Here is a 15,871-nt window from a genome sequence, read left to right as displayed (position 1 = left end):
GGGCGCGCCGCCGGCCCCGCGTCAGTACGTCTCGCGCAGGCGCTCCTGGTCGACCACCGCTTCGCGGTCCGCGAGGCGGCGCAGGCCCGCGAGGGGCTGCGCCATCCGGTGGTTGCCGCGGAGAACGGGCTCGGCCCGGTCGAGGAAGGCCCAGTACCCGGCGGTCACCGGGCAGGCGTTCTCGCCCAGGCGCACCTTCGGGTCGAAGCGGCAGCCGCCGCAGTAGTCGGACATCCGGTTGATGTAGGCGCCGCCCGAGGCGTACGGCTTCGTCGCGACGACGCCGCCGTCGGCGTGCTGGGACATCCCGATCACGTTCGCGGGCATCACCCACTCCGTGCCGTCGACGAAGACGTCCACGAACCAGTCGTTGAGCTCCGCCGGATCCCACCCCCGCTGCAGTCCCCAGTTGCCGAGCACCATCAGGCGCTGGATGTGGTGCGCCCAGCCGTGCCGGTGCACGTCGTCGAGCGTCTCGTGCAGGCAGTTCGCCTCGATGCCGCTCGGGTCGAGGTTCAGCAGCTCCGCGGGCAGCGGTGTGGAGGCGCCGAGCGCACGGCTGCGGTTCCGGTAGTCCGGCCCGAGGTGCCAGAACAGGTTCCAGACGTAGTCGCGCCAGCCGAGGATCTGGCGGATGAACCCCTCCGTCGCCGCGATCGGCGCGCCCCCGGCGGCGTACTCCGCCTCGGCCGCCTCGACGACCGTCCGCGGATCGAGCACGCCGAGGTTCATCGGGGCGCTGAGCAGCGAGTGCGCCATCGTCCAGTCGCCCGAGAGCATCGCGTCCTCGTAGGTCCCGAAGTCGCCCAGGCGCGACGACACGAAGTCGGCGAGCGCCGCCTCGGCCTCGGCGGGCGTCGCGGCGAAGCGGCGCGGACCGTCGGCGCCGACCAGGCGGACCGTCCCCTCGGCCTCCCAGCGCGCGAGGTCGGCGCGCACCTCCTCGTCGATGTCGTCCTCCTCCGGCCACCACGGGTCCGGCAGGCCGAGCCGGGAGGCGCCCTTGGGCGGAGGCTGGCGGTTGTCGTGGTCGTAGTTCCAGCGGCCGCCCTCGGGCTGGTCGCCGCGCATCAGCACGCCGGTGCGCTCGCGGCTCCACCGGTAGAAGTAATCCAGCAGCAGGCGCTTGCCCGAGCGGGAGAGCGCCCACTCGCGGAAGTCCTCCTCGGCCGTGACGAAGCCGCGGCTGGGCAGGACGCTCATGCCGAGCCTGCGGGCGAGGCGGCGGCCGCCGCGGGTCGGCGGGTCGATCACCTCGAGGTCGTCGCGCCCGGCGAGGGCCTCGCCGAAGGTCTCGGAGCGGACGTACTCGGCGCGGTCCCCGAGCTCGCGGGCGCGGTGGCGGAGCGCCGACAGCAGCAGCTGCGCCTTGGCGCGGTGCATCGGGCGGCGCCCGAACGCCGATCGGGCCTCGACCAGCAGCATCGGACCGCCGTCGTCGAAGGCCGGTCCGAGCTGGCCGATGACGCTCCAGCGGGTGCGAGGGGGTCTGCTCATCCTCGGAGGCTAGGCGGGCGGATCCGGCACCGGTAGGAGTTGCGCGGCACGGATGTGCAGCCGCCACGTCTTGCACCCCCGCCCCCGATGCAGAAGTCTCGGAGCGAGCGCGGCGGATCCGACCGCGCACCGACGCGACGAAGCGAGGAGGCCGCCATGGCCCACCACGACCACGACAACGAGCACCACGAGGGTCACGAGCACCACGACCACCACGAGGGTCACGACGAGCACACCGCCGGCCACGGCCGTCACGTCGCCGAGGGCACGAGCACCGAGGACACCGAGGGCGGCGAGTACACCTCGACGGAGGGCGTCTCGCACACCGCCGGCGAGGCCGAGGGCAGCTACGTCGACACCTCGGTCAACGAGCAGAGCACCGCCGACAAGGGCAGCTACGTCGACACCAGCGCCGCGGGCACCTCCGCCGAGGGCGAGGGCGAGTACACCGACCGCGACGAGTGACCCGCGCCCGGGCGCCGCGCGTCCCGCCGGGACACCGCGCTCCGGCCGGTGTCCCGGCGGGGAGCCGGCGCCTCGGCGGGGAGGTGGTCCGCCGGCCCTTCAGGCGGGCTTCAGCGGGGCCGCGGCTAGCCTGGGCTCGCGCGGGGCCCCGCGCGCCGAGCCCGGGGAGGCCGCCATCCGCATCCTGGTCGTCGACGACGAGATCAACCTGCTCCGCGCCCTCGAGACGGGCCTGGAGGCCGAGGGCTTCGCCGTGGACACCGCGACCACCGGCACCGACGCCCTCTGGTACGCGCAGGAGGCCGACTACGCCGCCATCGTCCTCGACCTGATGCTCCCGGACGTCAGCGGCTTCCGCGTCTGCGAGCGGCTGCGCGCCGCCGAGGACTGGACCCCGATCCTGATGCTCACCGCGAAGGACGGCGACCTCGACCAGGTCGAGGCCCTCGACACCGGCGCCGATGACTACCTCACCAAGCCGTTCTCGTTCCCGGTGCTCGTCGCGCGGCTGCGCGCCCTCATCCGCCGCGGAGCCGCCGAGCGGCCCACGGTGCGCGTCGTCGGCGATCTCGTGCTGAATCCGGCCTCCCGCACCGTCGAGCGGGGCGGAGTCGCCGTGCCGCTGACCGCGCGCGAGTTCAGCGTCCTCGAATACTTCGTCTCACGGGCGGGCGAGGTCGTCTCCAAACGCGACGTCCTCGGAGCCGTCTGGGACTTCGACTACGACGGCGACCCGAACATCGTCGAGGTCTACGTCCGCACCCTGCGCAACAAGATCGACCGGCCCTTCGGCCGCGACACCCTCCGCACCCGGCGCGGGGCGGGCTACACGCTGGTGGCCGGGTGAGCCGCCGGAGCCTGCGGACCCGCATCACCGCGGCCGCGACCGCCGTGGTGGCCGCCGCCGCGCTCCTCGGGAGCGTGCTCTTCGTCCTGGTCCTCTCCTCCGTGCTCGCCTCGAGCGCCGCCTCCGCCGCCGCCGCCGAGGCGGAGCGGGTCGCGGCGCTGGTCGAGCAGGGCGGGCCGGAGGCCGTCCGCGGCTCGGAGGGACTGGTCCAGCTCGTGGTCGACGGGCGGGTGACCGCCGCGGGCGAGGACGCGGAGGACCTCCCTCCGCTCGCGCTGGCCGAGAGCGACGACCCGGCCACGGTCGACGTGGACGACGAGGGGGCGGTGGTGGTCGCCGCCCGCGAGCTCGACGACGACTCCCTCGTCGTGGTCGGCGTGCCCGACGAGGGCCGCGAGGAGGCGGTGTCCACGACGATCGGGCTGCTCGCGGTCGCAGTCCCGCTGCTGATCGCGCTGGTGGCGGTGGTGTGCGCCGTCGTGGTCGGCCGGGCGCTGCGCCCCGTGGAGCGGATGCGCGAGGAGGCCGAGGCGGTCACCTCCTCCGCCCTGGACCGCCGGATCGCCGCTCCCGGCTCCGGCGACGAGGTCGACCGGCTGGCGCACACCCTCAACCGGATGCTCGATCGGCTGCAGAGCGGGCAGGAGCGGCAGCGGCGCTTCGTCTCGGACGCCTCGCACGAGCTGCGCTCCCCCGTCGCGGCGCTGCGCCAGACCGCGGAGGTGGCGCTCGCGCACCCGGACCGGCTCGACTCCGCCCGGCTGGCGAGGACGGTCGCGGAGGAGTCGGTGCGGCTCGGCGGGCTGATCGAGGGCCTGCTGCTGCTCGCCCGGGCGGACGAGGCGCGCCTGGCCGTGGCGTCGGCCCCGGTGGACCTCGACGACCTCGCCCTCGGCGAGGTGCGGCGCCTGCGCGACTCCGGGGCCCGGGTCGACGCGAGCGGGATCTCGCCCGTGCAGGCGGTGGCCGACGAGGCCCTGCTCTCGCGGGCGCTGCGCAACCTGGTCGACAACGCGGTGCGGCACCGCTCCTCGCAGCTGGCGCTCTCGACCCGGATCGACGGAGCGGAGGCGGTGCTCGCGGTGGACGACGACGGGCCGGGGATCCCGGCGGCGGAGCGCGAGCGGGTGCTCGAGCGCTTCGTCCGCCTCGACGAGGGCCGGGCGCGCGACGCCGGAGGGTCGGGCCTCGGCCTGGCGATCGTCGCCGGGATCGCCCGGGCGCACGGCGGACGGGTCGTCGTCGGCGACTCGGCGCTGGGCGGCGCCCGGGTCGAGGTGCGGGTGCCGCTCGTCCGCTGAGCGGGCGCTTCAGGCCTGCTTCAGCGCCCGACCGCGAGAGTGCTGGAGGCGTCGACGAGCGGCGCCGGGACGGAGCCATCGTGCAGAAGAAGACGAAGATCATCGCCGGGATCGCCGGAGCGGTCGTGCTGATCGGAGCCGGGACGGGCATCGCCTACGCCGCGACCGACGGCTTCGAGGGGTCCGACTCCCTCACCGGCAGCGACCTGGACCGCGCGAGCGAGGCCGCGCTCGCCGAGATCGGCGGCGGGACCGTCACCTCGGCCGAGCGCGACGACGACGGCGCCACCGGCTACGAGCTGGACCTGACCGACCGCGACGGCCTCGAGTACGAGGTGCGCCTCGACGACTCCTTCGCCGTCGTGTCCGTCGACCCCGACGACCGCGCCCTCCAGGCCGGCTCGGGCGACGACGGCGTACCTGCCGGCGACCCGACGGCGGCCGCCGTGGACCCGGACGACCTCACCGGCGACGACCTGGCCCGCGCGAGCGAGGCGGCGCTGGGCGCCGTCGGCTCCGGGACCGTCACCGAGGCCGAGCGCAGCGACGACGCCGACCACGCCTTCGAGGTGGAGGTCACCCGCGAGGACGGCACGGACGTGGACGTCGAGCTCGACGCCGCGTTCGCCGTGCTCTCGACGCAGGAATAGCGCTCTAGCGGCCGCCGGGGCCCTTCGCGGCCCCGGGTGCGGCACCGCTGCCCGCGGGGGCGCCGACTCCGGTCGCCGCACCGCGAGCGCCCGGGCCGTTGCCGCCCGCGTTGCCGTTGCCGTTGCCGTTGCCGTTGCCGTTGCCGGGAGCGTTCCCGCTGTTGCCGGGTGCGTCGCCGCTGTTCCCCGGAGCGTCGCCGCTGCTCCCCGGAGCGTCGTCGCCGGGAGCGGCCGGGGTCTCCTCCGCGGGCTCCTCCGGCTCGGTCGGCGTCTCCTCCGGCTCCGACTCCTCGGGCGAGGGGGCGGGGTCGTCCTCGGTCTCGACGGGGGCCGGCGTGTCCTCCGGCTCCTCCTCGATCGGGGTCGTCTCCTCGGGAGCCGGTTCGGTCGTCTCGGCCGGTGCCGGCTCCGGGGCTCCCGCGATCAGGGCCTCGAGGTCGCCGCGGACGACGTCGACCTGCGCCTGCACCGTCGCTGCGCGGTCGGAGCTGACGGATCCCTCGGCGAGCGCGGCGTCCAGCGCCGACTGCAGCGAGGCGAGCTCGGTGAGAGCGCCCTGGTAGTCGTCGGCCGAGGCCTTCTCGGCGACGGCCACCACCGCGTCGTCGAGGGTCTGGGCGGTGCCCTCGTCGATGCCCTGCGGCGCGGAGGAGCATCCGCTCAGCAGCAGGACCGAGGCGAGCACGGCGCCGGCGGCGCGCAGTCGGAGGCCCCTCACGAGCGGATGCTCTCGCGCAGCTGACGGAGGTGGTCCCCCAGCTCGCCGTCCACCTGCGGCAGAGGCGACTGGGGACCGTCGATCAGGATGATCGCGAGCCCGACGGCGACCGCGACCAGCGCGAGCACCAGCACGATCAGCCACGGGCTGGGGCCGCGGCGCTGCGGAGGGGCGGCCGCGGGGCGGAGCGGAGCCGTGCGCGGCGCCGGAGCGGTCTGCGGTGCCGGAGCGATCCGCGGTGCCGGAGCGATCCGCTCGGTCGCGGTGAAGCGCTGCGTCGGAGCGATCGCCTCCGTGGCCGGGTAGGCGTCGGCCGCGAGCCGGCGGGTCGGGTCGAGCGCCTCCGTCCGCGTGATCGGCTCGGTCTCGGCGAGCGGCTCCGTCGACATCACCCGGGTGGCGGGGACGTCGGGGACGACGATGGCCGCCGGCGGGGAGTCGCGCCGCGGATCGATCAGGCGACGTGCCGACTCCGCCACCTGGAGCGCGGCGGGACGCTCGCCGGGCTCGCGCCGCGTCATCGAGGTCAGGAGCGAGGTCCAGCCGCTGCCGAGCGACTCCGAGACCTCGGGGTCGCGGAGCAGGCGGGCGAGCGTGACCTCGATCGCCGAGCCCGTGAACGGGCGGCGGCCGGTCAGCGACTCCAGGAGCACCAGGCCGAGGGAGTAGATGTCGCTCGCCGAGGTGACCGGGTCGCCGTGCGCCTGCTCGGGGCTGAGGTAGGCGGCGGTGCCGATGAGGGTGCCGGGCGCGGTGATCCGCGTCGCGTCGATGAGGGAGGCGATGCCGAAGTCGGCCAGCTTCGGGCGGAACTCGCGGCTGGTCAGCGGGCTCGGGACGAGCAGCACGTTCGACGGCTTCACGTCGCGGTGCACGACTCCGGCCGCGTGGACCGTGTGCAGGGCCTCGCCGAGGTCGCCCGCCATCGAGGCGACGTCGTTCGGCGCGACCGGGCCCTCGGCGAGCCGCTCGGACAGGCTCGGGCCCTCGGCGAGCTCCATCACCATGTAGGCCTGGCCGTTGGTGTCGTCGCCGCCGTCGTGCGCGTCGTAGAGGGTGACGAGGGCGGGGTGGTTGAGGGCCGCGAGCAGCCGGATCTCGGATGCCTTGCGCTGCAGGTCCTGCGCGTCGTCGATGCCGGGGGCGAACATCTTCAGCGCGACGGAGCGGCCGAGGACGCCGTCTCGCGCCCGGTAGACCGTGGCCATGCCGCCGCGGCCGATGAGCTCCTCGATCGTGTACCGGCCGTCGACCGTCGTCCCGACGATGCGGGTGTCGCCTGTCCGGTGGGATGCCACGGGTCCTCCTCGCGGTCGGCGGCGGGTGTGCCGCGCCCCCCGGTGCGACCGTCGACCCAGGGTAGTACGTCGACCCTGCACGCCGCCCTCCCCCGGCCGGGCTGTCAAGCGGGTGCCCCCGCGCGCGCCCCGACGTAGCGTCGGAGGTCCCGACGAAAGGCGACGACATGGACCAGGACCGCACGGAGCAGGACGACCAGGGCTCGACCATCGGCAAGCCGGACGGGGCGGCTCCCGCCACCTCCTCCGAGAGCGAGACCATCGAGAAGGACATCTCGGAGTCGCCCGGCAGCGAGCGCGAGACCGAGGCCAAGCAGGACTCGGATCCGGCGGAGAGCCGCACCGAGGTCTCCGGCTCGGCCGAGGTGAAGGCCGTGCCCGGCACGGGCGGCCCGGACGACGTGGGCGACGTCGAGGTCGACCCCGACGAGGTCTCGCTGAACGGCAAGCCGTTCCCGGGTCACGCCGGCACGAAGTAGGACGCCCGGGAGGGGCGGGGCCGCGGCTCCGCCCCTCCCGTGCTCTCCGGTCCACCCACCACCCGTCGTCCGCCCTCGCCCGGGGGGTTCCGCAGATCGCGCGGATCGTCCCGCGCCTTCCGAGCGAACGGCCTCAGGCGACCGGCGTCAGCAGGCCCGGGTCGCGGCGGTCGACGGTGCGGGAGTTGTTCACGCGGCGGTCGACCGGGTGGGCCGTGACGGTCGAGGCCATCGCGACGGACGCCCGATCGAGGGTGGCGAGCATCTCCTCGGCGGAGGCGAGCGGAGCCGGGTCGAGCCAGGCGTCGCGCACGTCGGGCGTGAGGAACACGGGCATCCGGTCGTGCACCTCGCCGGAGGCGTCGCGCGCCTCGCGGGTGATGATCGTGAAGGAGACGCGCCAGTCGTCGCCCTCCTTGCGGGCCGTGTAGAGGCCGGCCGCGGCGAGGATCGGCTCCTCGCCCTGCAGGAACCAGGGCTGCTTGCCGTCGGCGCGGGTCTCCCACTCGTAGTACCCGCGCATCGGGACGATCGCGCGCTGCTTGGCGAACGCCCCGCGGAACAGGCCGTTCGTCGCGACCGACTCGAGGCGCGCGTTGATCGGCGAGGGCCCCCTGCCCTTCGACCAGGACGGGGTGAAGCCCCAGGACGCGAGCTCCAGCTCGCGCTCCCGCTCGCCGTCGTGGAGCCGCTCGCGGACGATCGGCGCGACGTCGGTGGGAGCGACGCTGTAGTCGGGCGCCCAGTCCTCGGCGCGCCCGCCCGCGGCGACGAACTCGCGGATCAGCTCATCGGTCTCGGAGTCCATCGCGAAGCGGCCGCACATGCGGGACAGGCTACGCCGCACCTCCGACGCCGCGCGAGGCGCCCGGTCCGACCACCCGGGACTTCGCGGACCAGAAGCGCATCAGCGCGCCGGCGAGGATCGAGCCCAGCGCACCTGCGGCGAGGTCGCCGAGCGTGTCCTCGTAGCCGACGAAGATCGAGGAGTCGATGAAGCGGTGCCCCGCCCACTCGCCCCACTCCCACAGGACGCCCGCCGTCGTCCCGAAGCAGGCGCAGAGCACGACCGCCGGGAGCAGCGGCCCGCGATCGCCCGCGACGGCAGGCACGACTCCGGCCCGCGCGGCGACGATGTAGGCCACCGCGGCGATCAGCCCGTTGAGCACGCAGTGCACGACCAGGTCCCACTGCGGCCAGGCCTCGTAGAGGCCGAGGACGCTGCTCCAGGACGCCACGAGCAGCGCGAGCCCGAAGAGGGCGTCGAGCGCCGGACGGATGCCGAGGAAGCGCGGCAGCACCAGCCCGATCGCCGCGAGCGCGAGCACCGCCACGTCGACCAGGTCCCAGCCGATCGCGGCCGCCACGATGCTCGCCGCCCCGATCGCGCGGATGCCGTCGGCCGTCCACTCCCCGCGGGTGCGCGGGGGCACCAGGAATGTCTCGACGAGGGCGGAGCCGCTCACGGGTTCGTGAAGCGCAGCACGGCCTGGACCGGCTCGTGGTCGGAGGGCGCCGCTCCCCCGTAGCGGACGGCGTTGATCCCCGCGGAGACGACCTCGAACGCGCCCTCGCTGACGAGCAGCCAGTCGATCCGCTTGCCCGGCGCCGGCGGGCGGTAGTTCGAGAAGGTGCTCCACGAGTGGGTGAGGTGCTTCTCCGCCGTCTCCCACGCGTCCGCGAGGCGGCCCTCCTCGAGGATCGTCCGGTAGGGGACGGTGTCGACGTCGGTGTTGGTGTCGCCCATCACGATCGCGGGGCGTCCGAGCTCGAGGACGCGGCGGGCGATCAGCTCGGCGGAGCGCTGGCGCGAGCGCCGCGAGATGTGGTCGAAGTGGGTCGAGATCACGGTGAGCTCGCGGCTGGTCGCGTGATCGGTCAGCTCCGCGATCACGGCGGTGCGCGGGATGCGGTTGCCCCAGCTGCGCGAGCCGGCGACGTCCGGGGTGTCCGAGAGGGCGATCTGGGTCCAGTGCCGGACGGCGTAGCGGCTGCGGTCCACGAAGAGCATCACGCGCTCGCCGCCGCGGTCCGCGTCCCGGCCGAAGCCCATCGCCTCGAAGGAGGAGCCCAGCGCCTCGTGCACGGCGGCCGACTGGTCCGGCAGCGCCTCCTGCACGGCGAGGATCGAGGGGCGCTCCTGCTCCAGCACCCGCTGGACGAGCGGGCGGCGCCGGTCCCACTGGTCGACGGCGCGGGAGGTGAGGCGCGGCATCCGCCGGCGGATGTTGTAGGTCATCACGTGCAGATCGGGCGCCTCGGTCGGGCCGATCAGAGGCGTCGCGTCGGTCATCACTCCACCCTACGGGGGCGGATCGAGGTGCCACGGAGGCTTGCGGTGACCGCTCCCGGCCGCTCTACTTCGGACATGCCCCTCTCCCAGGACCTCACCGCCCTCGCCGACGAGCGCTTCGTCTCGCTCACCACGTTCCGGAAGTCCGGGGACGCCGTCTCGACCCCGGTCTGGATCGCCCGCGACGGCCACGAGCTGATCGTCACCACTCCCCGCCGCAGCGGCAAGGTGAAGCGCCTCCGCAACGACGCGCGGGTGACCCTCGTCCCGTGCGACCGCCGCGGCCGCGTCTCCGACTACGCGGTGCCGGTCGAGGCCGCCGCGGAGATCGACGCCGACCCCGGCGAGGTCGAGCGCCTGGGCCGCGTGTTCCTGGCGAAGTACCGGCTCGAGTACCGCGTGTTCCTCCTGATCGAGGGCCTGGTCACCCGCGCCGACCGCACCCGCGTGATGCTCCGCGTCTCCGACCGCTGACCCGCACCGCCCTACACCCCCGGAGGCTCCCGCCGGAAGGCCTGGGGGCCGCCGGACCCGGGGTCTACCGTGGGGCGATCGCCGGTGCCCCTGCGCGCTTCCCGCGTGCGCTCCGGCGGCAGTCAGAAGGAGCACGCAATGAGCATCGGAGCAGGGATCTTCCTCCTCGTCGTCGGCGCGGTCCTCGCCTTCGCGGTGGACGTGCAGGTGTCCGGGATCGACCTGAGGCTGGTCGGCTACATCCTCATGGCGGCCGGAGCGGTCGGCCTGATCCTCGGGCTGGTCCTGCTGACGCGCCGCCGCCAGGCCGTCTCGACCACGCGCTCGGCCGTCGACCCGGCCAGCGGCGAGCAGGTCACCCGCCGCTCGAGCGAGAGCGACGGCCCGCTGATCTGATCGGCGGAACGACGAAGGGCGGGACCTCGCGGTCCCGCCCTTCGTCGTTCACGGCCCTACTCGGCGGGCTCGTCCGGCTCGCCGCCGGAGACGGTGTCGGTGTCGCCGCCACCGGAGGAGGTGTCCGTCCCGGTGCCGTCGGGGAGGTCCTCGGTCTTCTCGGTGTCCTCACCCGTGGTGCGGTCGGTGCTCATGGCGCTCTCCCTTCGCGTCGGCGACCTGCCGACCCTCCCACTCTGCTCCGCCCGCGCCTCGCGGGGCAGGGGGTAGCGGAGGCGGAGGGCGGCGTGGAAGGCGCCTACTCCTCGACGACGATGGTGGTGATGACCGGGTTCCGGCGGTGGCGGCGGGTCAGCCAGCGGCCGAGGGTGCGCGTGATCAGCGCCTCCATGGCCTCGAGCTCGACCGGCTTGCCCGCGGCCTGCAGGACGGCGTCGTCGATCGCCTTGCTCGCATTGGCCTTCCAGCCCGGCTCCTCGACGAAGCCGCGGGTGAAGAACTCGACGGGCTCGCCGAGCGTGCCGCGGTCGAGGTCGGCGATGGCGAGGACCGTGATGGCCCCCTCCTCGGCGAGGACGATGCGGTCGTTCATCGCGTCCTCGGTGGCGACGCCCATCGTGGTGCCGTCGACCAGGATCTGGTCGGCCGGGATGCGCCCGCTGATGCGCGAGCGGCCCTTCACCAGGTCGATCGAGACGCCGTCCTCGATGACGAAGACGTCCTTCTCGTCGATCCCGGTGCGCGTCGCGATCGCCGCATTCGCGGTGAGGTGGCGCCACTCGCCGTGCACGGGGAGCACCGCGGTGGGGCGCAGGATGTTGTAGCAGTAGGCGAGCTCGCCCGCGCTGGCGTGGCCCGAGACGTGCACCTTGGCGTTGCCCTTGTGCACGACGGTGGCACCCCAGCGGGTGAAGGCGTTGATGATCCGGTAGATCGCGTTCTCGTTGCCGGGGATCAGCGAGCTGGCCAGCAGCACGGTGTCGCCGGGGCCGATGTCGATGATGTGGTCCTTGTTGGCCATGCGCGAGAGCGCCGCCATCGGCTCGCCCTGCGAACCGGTGCAGATCATCACGATCTCGGTCGCGGGGAGCTTCTCGAGCACCTTCATGTCGACGACGAGGCCGGCCGGGATCTTGAGGTAGCCCAGGTCGGCGGCGATGCCCATGTTGCGGACCATCGAGCGGCCGACGAAGGCGACCTTGCGGCCGTGGCGCTGCGCGGCGTCGAGGACCTGCTGGATGCGGTGCACGTGGCTCGCGAAGCTGGACACGACGATGCGGCGCGGCGCGGTGCGGAACACCTGGTCGATCGCGGGGGCGAGGTCGCCCTCCGAGATCGCGAAGCCGGGGACGTCGGCGTTCGTGGAGTCGACCAGGAACAGGTCGACGCCCTCGTCGCCGAGGCGCGCGAAGCCGGGGAGGTCGGTGGTGCGCCCGTCGAGCGGGAACTGGTCCATCTTGAAGTCGCCCGTGTGCAGCACGAGGCCGGCCTCGGTGCGGATCGCGACGGCGAGCCCGTCCGGGATGGAGTGGTTCACGGCGAGGAACTCGAGGTCGAAGACGCCGGCGTCGATCCGGTCGCCCTCCTTCACCGGGCGCGTGCGCGGCGTGATGCGGTGCTCCTGCAGCTTCGCGCTGATCAGCGCGAGGGTGAAGGTCGAGGCGATGATCGGGATGTCGCCGCGCTCCTTGAGGAGGTACGGCACGCCGCCGATGTGGTCCTCGTGGCCGTGGGTGAGGACGATGGCCTCGATGTCCTTCAGGCGCGAGCGGATCGCGGCGAAGTCGGGGAGGATCACGTCGATGCCGGGCTGGTTCTCCTCGGGGAAGAGGACGCCGCAGTCGACGATGAGCAGCTTGCCCTTGTGCTCGAAGACGGTCATGTTGCGGCCGATCTCGCCGAGGCCGCCGAGCGGAGTGATCCGCATGGCGCCCTTCTCGAGGGGCTTGGGCTTGGGGAGCTCGAGGTGGTGGCGGGCGGGCTTGGCGGTTCTGGCGTTTCTCATGCGGTTCTTCCGGGAGGGAGTGGCTGGACGCGGGCGCGCGGCGCAGGGTCCGACCGCGCGCCCGGTCGGGCCGCGGTGATGTGTCGCTCCGGCGCTGTGAGCGCTGTCGGGAGCGGGTGGAGGTGTGCGGGACGGGGCCGGGCGGGGCCGCTCTCAGCGGGCGGTGCCGTCCGTGCGGCGCGCTCTCGCGCACCGACCGTCCCGTACATCCTGCCAGCGTTCCCTGGGTCGCGGGTCCAGGAGGCGGGATCCGGGCCTCGCAGGCGCTCAGGCGCGCGCGTCCTCGACCTCTCGCCGACCCACCGCGTCCTGGCGGCTGCGGAGGAGCTGGCGGCCTGGCGCGCGTGACGGGCGCCGTTCGATGGCTTTACTGCGCTTCACTCGATCTGGATAAAGCACAGTAAGACTCCTGAACCGGCCCGTATGGATGCCGTCGACAATCCCTACACGCCGAACGCTGGAGCGCGACCGGAGATCCTCATCGGCAGAGACGAGCAGACCCAGGCGTTCCGCACGCTGCTGACGCGCCTGCGACGGGGCCGCACGAACCAGTCGATGACCATCACGGGTCTGCGGGGCGTCGGAAAGACGGTCCTTCTCAACAGCTTCCGGACGATCGCCCAGGAGGAGAACGGGGAAGTGATCGAGTTCGAGGCGGTCAAGCACGACAAGGGCCGGTTCCGCCAGGTGCTGGCATCCCAGCTCAAGGCGGCGCTCCTCCGCCTGTCCCCCGGCGCGAGATGGACCGACCGCGGGAGGCACGCCGCCGCGGTCTTGAGCGCCTTCGCGGTGTCTGTCGGAGCGGACGGCGTGTGGTCCATCGGATGGGGTGTACCGCCGGCAGAAGGGGTGGCCGATCATCGGGATCTCGGACTGGACCTGACGGACGTCCTCGTCGCCGTGGGTGAAGCGGCGGCCGAGCAGGGCGAGGGGATCGTCGTGCTCATCGACGAGGTCCAGTTCCTCGACTCACCGCAGCTCTAAGCGCTCATCCAAGCCATCCACAAGACCGTGCAGCGGAGCCTCCCCGTCACGTTCGTCGGTGCCGGTCCTCCGCAGATCGCCGAGCTGGTCGGCGATGCGAGATCGTACGCCGAGCGGCTCTTCACCTTTCCGCGGATCGACTCGCTCGATCACGACGAAGCGGTAGCGGCTCTCCGAGAGCCGGCAGCGGCCGAGGGCGCGGTCTACGACGACGACGCTGTTGAGCTCGCAGTCGAGATCACGAGCGGATACCCCTCTTTCATCCAGGAACTGGGCTACCAGGTCTGGACGGTGGCTGAGAACGATCGCATCCACCGGGAGGACGTCGAATTGGCGAGGGAGGCCTAGGAGGCGAAGCTGGACAGCTCCTTCTTCCGCGTGCGACTCGATCGGGCGAGTCCACTTCAGACCGCGTACATGCGAGCCATGGCGGAGCTCGGACCAGAGCCCCAGAAAGCGGGCGACGTCGCGGCGCTTCTGGAGCGCGCGTCCACTCAGCTCGGATCGGTCCGCGCGGAGCTGATCGGGATATGGCTCCTGTTCACTCCCGAGCACGGGTACGCCGCGTTCACTGTTCCGGACTTCGACCGGTTCATGAAGCGTGCAGTCCCCGTCTTGGAGGTGCCTCCCGTCGTGAGCCGGGGAGCCCGTCGAGCACCCGCCACCGAGGTCTGAGCCAGGCCGCACCCGTTCACGGCCGCCCGGCGTCAGGACTCGTCGGCCTCGAAGCGCAGGGACCGGTCGGCCACCGGCAGCCCGGAGTCGCGCACGGCGGCCTCGATCGCGGCGTGCCCGCCGTCGGGCGCGACGATCCGCAGGCCGTCCTCGGTCGCCCAGTAGGCGGTGACGCCGTGCTCCTCGACGAGGGTCGTGAGCAGCGCGGCGGTCCGCTCCTGCTCGCCGGGACCGACGGTGATCGCGGCCCAGGGACCGGAGATCTCGACCGGGGCGCCCCGCTCCGCGCCCGCAGCGTCCCGCAGGTCCTCCGCCGCCCGGACGATCGGGAGCAGCGCGGGCAGCCCGCCGGAGACGTCCTCGAAGGAGTCGAGGGCGAAGGCCCCCTCGCGGAGCGACGCGTGCAGCTCCAGGCCGCGGCCGAGCCCGTCGATCCGCTCGAGCAGGGCCGACGCGTCGACAGCGGGAGCGGGGCACGCGGCGGTCGGCTCCTCCGCGCCCGCGAAGGAGAGGGTGTTCCCGCCTGCGGACGTCGCCCGGAACGACCACAGCACCGGATCCGCGTACTCGGTCGCACAGGCCGTCGCGAGGGCGTCGGCGAGCGCCGGCTCCTCGACCGCGACCCCGACCCAGGAGGTCGGCGGGCCGAACGCCGGCGCCTCGACCCAGCGCTCGGCGCCGTCGAGGGAGACTCCGGGCACCGCGGCGACCTCGCTCGTCAGACGGTCGAAGCCGGCGTCGGGCCGTGCGAACGGCGTCTCGTCGATCGTCCAGACGAGGAGCGTCAGCCCGCCGGCGGCGAGGGCCGCGGCGAGGACGCCGGCGACGGGGAGGAGGAGGCGACGGGACACGCCCCCATCCTCGCTCCCCTTCTCCGCGGCGTCACGTGAACATGGGGCGAACGGACGGTGCGTCGGCGACGACGGCTCCCGCCCGCGGCCCGGCCCGCGCCGCTACTGCCCGGCGCCCATCCCGCCGTCGATCCGGTACTGGGCGCCCGTGATGAACGAGCTCTCGTCCGAGGCGAGGAAGAGCACCAGCGCGGCGATGTCCGAGGCCTCGGCGTAGCGTCCGAGCGGGATCCCGGCCTCGTAGGCGGCACGCTGCTTCTCAGCGTCGCCGCCGCCCGCCTCGATCGAGCGCATCATCCGCGTGTTCACGGGCGACGGGTGGATCGAGTTGACCCGGACGCCGGTGCCCGCGACCTCGAGGGCCGCGCTCTTGGTGAGCCCGGCGACCCCGTGCTTCGAGGCGACGTAGGGGCTGAGGTCCGGGGCGCCGTCGAGCCCGGCGACGGAGGAGGTGTTGATCACGCTGCCCCGCCCCTGCTCGATCATCCGCGGCAGCACGGAGCGGAGCCCGAGGAAGGCACCGCGCAGGTTGATGCCGATGACGCGGTCGAAGTCCTCGGGGGCCGTGTCGACGATCGACGCCACCCTCCCCTCGATGCCGGCGTTGTTGAAGAAGACGTCGATCCCGCCGAAGGCGTCGACGGTCGCGCTCACGTAGCGGTCGACGTCGTCGGGGTCGGAGACGTCGGCGCGGACGGTGAGGACGCGCCCCTCCGCCTCGAGGCCCGCGGCCGCCTCGTCGAGCGCCGACTGGTCGATGTCGACCAGCACGACGCGGGCTCCGGCGTCCAGGAGCGCGCGGGCGGTCGCGAGGCCGATGCCTCCGGCGCCGCCGGTGATGATCGCGGTGCGGTCGGTGAAGTCGGTCATGGTGATTCCCTTCGTCGTCCGTGGTGCGGGGCGGCGGCGGTGCCGGCCCGCTCCCAGCACGCTGGGCG

20 protein-coding genes are annotated in these 15,871 nt (G+C 73.6%); 10 read left to right on the top strand and 10 right to left on the bottom strand.

The genetic code is table 11. The features are described 5' to 3' along the window. Positions 1–21 precede the first annotated feature (21 nt). The gene (locus C5C71_RS04410; protein WP_104337207.1) at positions 22–1,497 is read right to left on the bottom strand and encodes a cryptochrome/photolyase family protein; all 1,476 of its coding nucleotides are present in this window, start codon (positions 1,495–1,497) and stop codon (positions 22–24) included. 156 nt (positions 1,498–1,653) lie between these two features. On the opposite strand from C5C71_RS04410, the gene C5C71_RS17490 reads away from it, so the two are divergent. From C5C71_RS17490 to C5C71_RS17485, 4 genes are all read left to right on the top strand, one after another. Beyond that, positions 1,654–1,962: a hypothetical protein gene (locus C5C71_RS17490; RefSeq protein ID WP_181027115.1), complete on the top strand. Its 309-nt coding sequence runs from the start codon at positions 1,654–1,656 to the stop codon at positions 1,960–1,962. Positions 1,963–2,137: 175 nt separating this feature from the next. After that, positions 2,138–2,809 (top strand): response regulator transcription factor, encoded by a 672-nt coding sequence (locus C5C71_RS04400; RefSeq protein WP_104337239.1) that lies wholly within the window; start codon positions 2,138–2,140, stop codon positions 2,807–2,809. After that, a complete protein-coding gene (locus C5C71_RS04395; protein ID WP_258068644.1) occupies positions 2,806–4,110 on the top strand; it encodes a cell wall metabolism sensor histidine kinase WalK in 1,305 nt (434 codons plus the stop codon). The genes C5C71_RS04400 and C5C71_RS04395 overlap by 4 nt, the downstream gene beginning before the upstream one ends. 80 nt (positions 4,111–4,190) lie before the next feature. Beyond that, positions 4,191–4,760 carry a PepSY domain-containing protein gene (locus C5C71_RS17485; RefSeq protein ID WP_104233065.1) on the top strand — a complete coding sequence of 190 codons (570 nt, stop codon included), beginning with the start codon at positions 4,191–4,193 and terminating at the stop codon, positions 4,758–4,760. Between the two features lie 4 nt (positions 4,761–4,764). Here the strand turns inward: C5C71_RS17485 and C5C71_RS04385 are convergent, their stop codons facing one another. Together C5C71_RS04385 and C5C71_RS04380 are read right to left on the bottom strand one after the other, a co-directional pair. After that, the gene (locus C5C71_RS04385; protein WP_104337206.1) at positions 4,765–5,478 is read right to left on the bottom strand and encodes a hypothetical protein; all 714 of its coding nucleotides are present in this window, start codon (positions 5,476–5,478) and stop codon (positions 4,765–4,767) included. Further along, the gene (locus C5C71_RS04380) at positions 5,475–6,776 is read right to left on the bottom strand and encodes a serine/threonine-protein kinase (protein WP_104226116.1); all 1,302 of its coding nucleotides are present in this window, start codon (positions 6,774–6,776) and stop codon (positions 5,475–5,477) included. The genes C5C71_RS04385 and C5C71_RS04380 overlap by 4 nt, the downstream gene beginning before the upstream one ends. A 167-nt stretch (positions 6,777–6,943) precedes the next feature. Here C5C71_RS04380 and C5C71_RS04375 point away from each other — a divergent pair, with 167 nt between their 5' ends. Further along, positions 6,944–7,255 (top strand): hypothetical protein, encoded by a 312-nt coding sequence (locus C5C71_RS04375; protein ID WP_104222919.1) that lies wholly within the window; start codon positions 6,944–6,946, stop codon positions 7,253–7,255. A 133-nt stretch (positions 7,256–7,388) separates the two neighbouring features. Here C5C71_RS04375 and C5C71_RS04370 read toward each other — a convergent pair whose 3' ends face one another. Genes C5C71_RS04370 through C5C71_RS04360 form a run of 3 tightly spaced genes read right to left on the bottom strand, consistent with a single transcriptional unit; the run spans position 7,389 to position 9,548 of the window. After that, positions 7,389–8,081 carry an SOS response-associated peptidase gene (locus C5C71_RS04370; RefSeq protein ID WP_104226115.1) on the bottom strand — a complete coding sequence of 231 codons (693 nt, stop codon included), beginning with the start codon at positions 8,079–8,081 and terminating at the stop codon, positions 7,389–7,391. A 10-nt stretch (positions 8,082–8,091) separates the two neighbouring features. Beyond that, positions 8,092–8,688, bottom strand: coding sequence for a hypothetical protein (locus C5C71_RS04365; protein WP_146078785.1), 597 nt, complete (start codon positions 8,686–8,688; stop codon positions 8,092–8,094). Positions 8,689–8,717: 29 nt separating this feature from the next. Beyond that, the gene (locus C5C71_RS04360) at positions 8,718–9,548 is read right to left on the bottom strand and encodes an endonuclease/exonuclease/phosphatase family protein (protein ID WP_104337205.1); all 831 of its coding nucleotides are present in this window, start codon (positions 9,546–9,548) and stop codon (positions 8,718–8,720) included. 75 nt (positions 9,549–9,623) lie between these two features. Between C5C71_RS04360 and C5C71_RS04355 the strand changes: the two genes are divergently transcribed. Continuing rightward, on the top strand, positions 9,624–10,022 hold the full coding sequence (locus C5C71_RS04355; protein WP_104246944.1) for a PPOX class F420-dependent oxidoreductase: 399 nt from the start codon (positions 9,624–9,626) through the stop codon (positions 10,020–10,022). 138 nt (positions 10,023–10,160) lie between these two features. Next, positions 10,161–10,418: a DUF6458 family protein gene (locus C5C71_RS04350; RefSeq protein WP_104262774.1), complete on the top strand. Its 258-nt coding sequence runs from the start codon at positions 10,161–10,163 to the stop codon at positions 10,416–10,418. A 56-nt stretch (positions 10,419–10,474) separates the two neighbouring features. Here C5C71_RS04350 and C5C71_RS17480 read toward each other — a convergent pair whose 3' ends face one another. After that, complete coding sequence (locus C5C71_RS17480) at positions 10,475–10,612, bottom strand: hypothetical protein (protein WP_159940924.1); 138 nt, start codon at positions 10,610–10,612, stop codon at positions 10,475–10,477. A 104-nt stretch (positions 10,613–10,716) separates the two neighbouring features. After that, positions 10,717–12,423 carry a ribonuclease J gene (locus tag C5C71_RS04345; protein WP_104222925.1) on the bottom strand — a complete coding sequence of 569 codons (1,707 nt, stop codon included), beginning with the start codon at positions 12,421–12,423 and terminating at the stop codon, positions 10,717–10,719. Positions 12,424–12,846: 423 nt separating this feature from the next. Here C5C71_RS04345 and C5C71_RS17865 point away from each other — a divergent pair, with 423 nt between their 5' ends. The 3 genes from C5C71_RS17865 to C5C71_RS17855 all read left to right on the top strand — a co-directional run bounded on the left by C5C71_RS17865 (position 12,847) and on the right by C5C71_RS17855 (position 14,082). After that, positions 12,847–13,407: an ATP-binding protein gene (locus C5C71_RS17865; RefSeq protein ID WP_258068643.1), complete on the top strand. Its 561-nt coding sequence runs from the start codon at positions 12,847–12,849 to the stop codon at positions 13,405–13,407. Positions 13,408–13,434: 27 nt separating this feature from the next. Continuing rightward, positions 13,435–13,755: a hypothetical protein gene (locus C5C71_RS17860; RefSeq protein WP_258068642.1), complete on the top strand. Its 321-nt coding sequence runs from the start codon at positions 13,435–13,437 to the stop codon at positions 13,753–13,755. Positions 13,756–13,833: 78 nt separating this feature from the next. After that, entirely contained in the window at positions 13,834–14,082 is a 249-nt protein-coding gene (locus C5C71_RS17855; RefSeq protein WP_258068640.1) for a hypothetical protein, read from the top strand. A 32-nt stretch (positions 14,083–14,114) separates the two neighbouring features. Here C5C71_RS17855 and C5C71_RS04335 read toward each other — a convergent pair whose 3' ends face one another. Together C5C71_RS04335 and C5C71_RS04330 are read right to left on the bottom strand one after the other, a co-directional pair. Then, the gene (locus tag C5C71_RS04335) at positions 14,115–14,933 is read right to left on the bottom strand and encodes a hypothetical protein (protein ID WP_104323656.1); all 819 of its coding nucleotides are present in this window, start codon (positions 14,931–14,933) and stop codon (positions 14,115–14,117) included. A gap of 102 nt (positions 14,934–15,035) precedes the next feature. After that, positions 15,036–15,803, bottom strand: coding sequence for an SDR family NAD(P)-dependent oxidoreductase (locus C5C71_RS04330; RefSeq protein WP_104337204.1), 768 nt, complete (start codon positions 15,801–15,803; stop codon positions 15,036–15,038). Between the last annotated feature and the right edge of the window lie 68 nt (positions 15,804–15,871).

Origin of the sequence: Rathayibacter sp. AY1C1, assembly GCF_002932105.1 — a bacterium.
In the GTDB taxonomy this organism is placed as follows: domain Bacteria; phylum Actinomycetota; class Actinomycetes; order Actinomycetales; family Microbacteriaceae; genus Rathayibacter.
The sequence above is the reverse complement of the archived record's forward strand: the minus strand, read 5'-3'. Positions and strand labels throughout refer to the sequence as shown.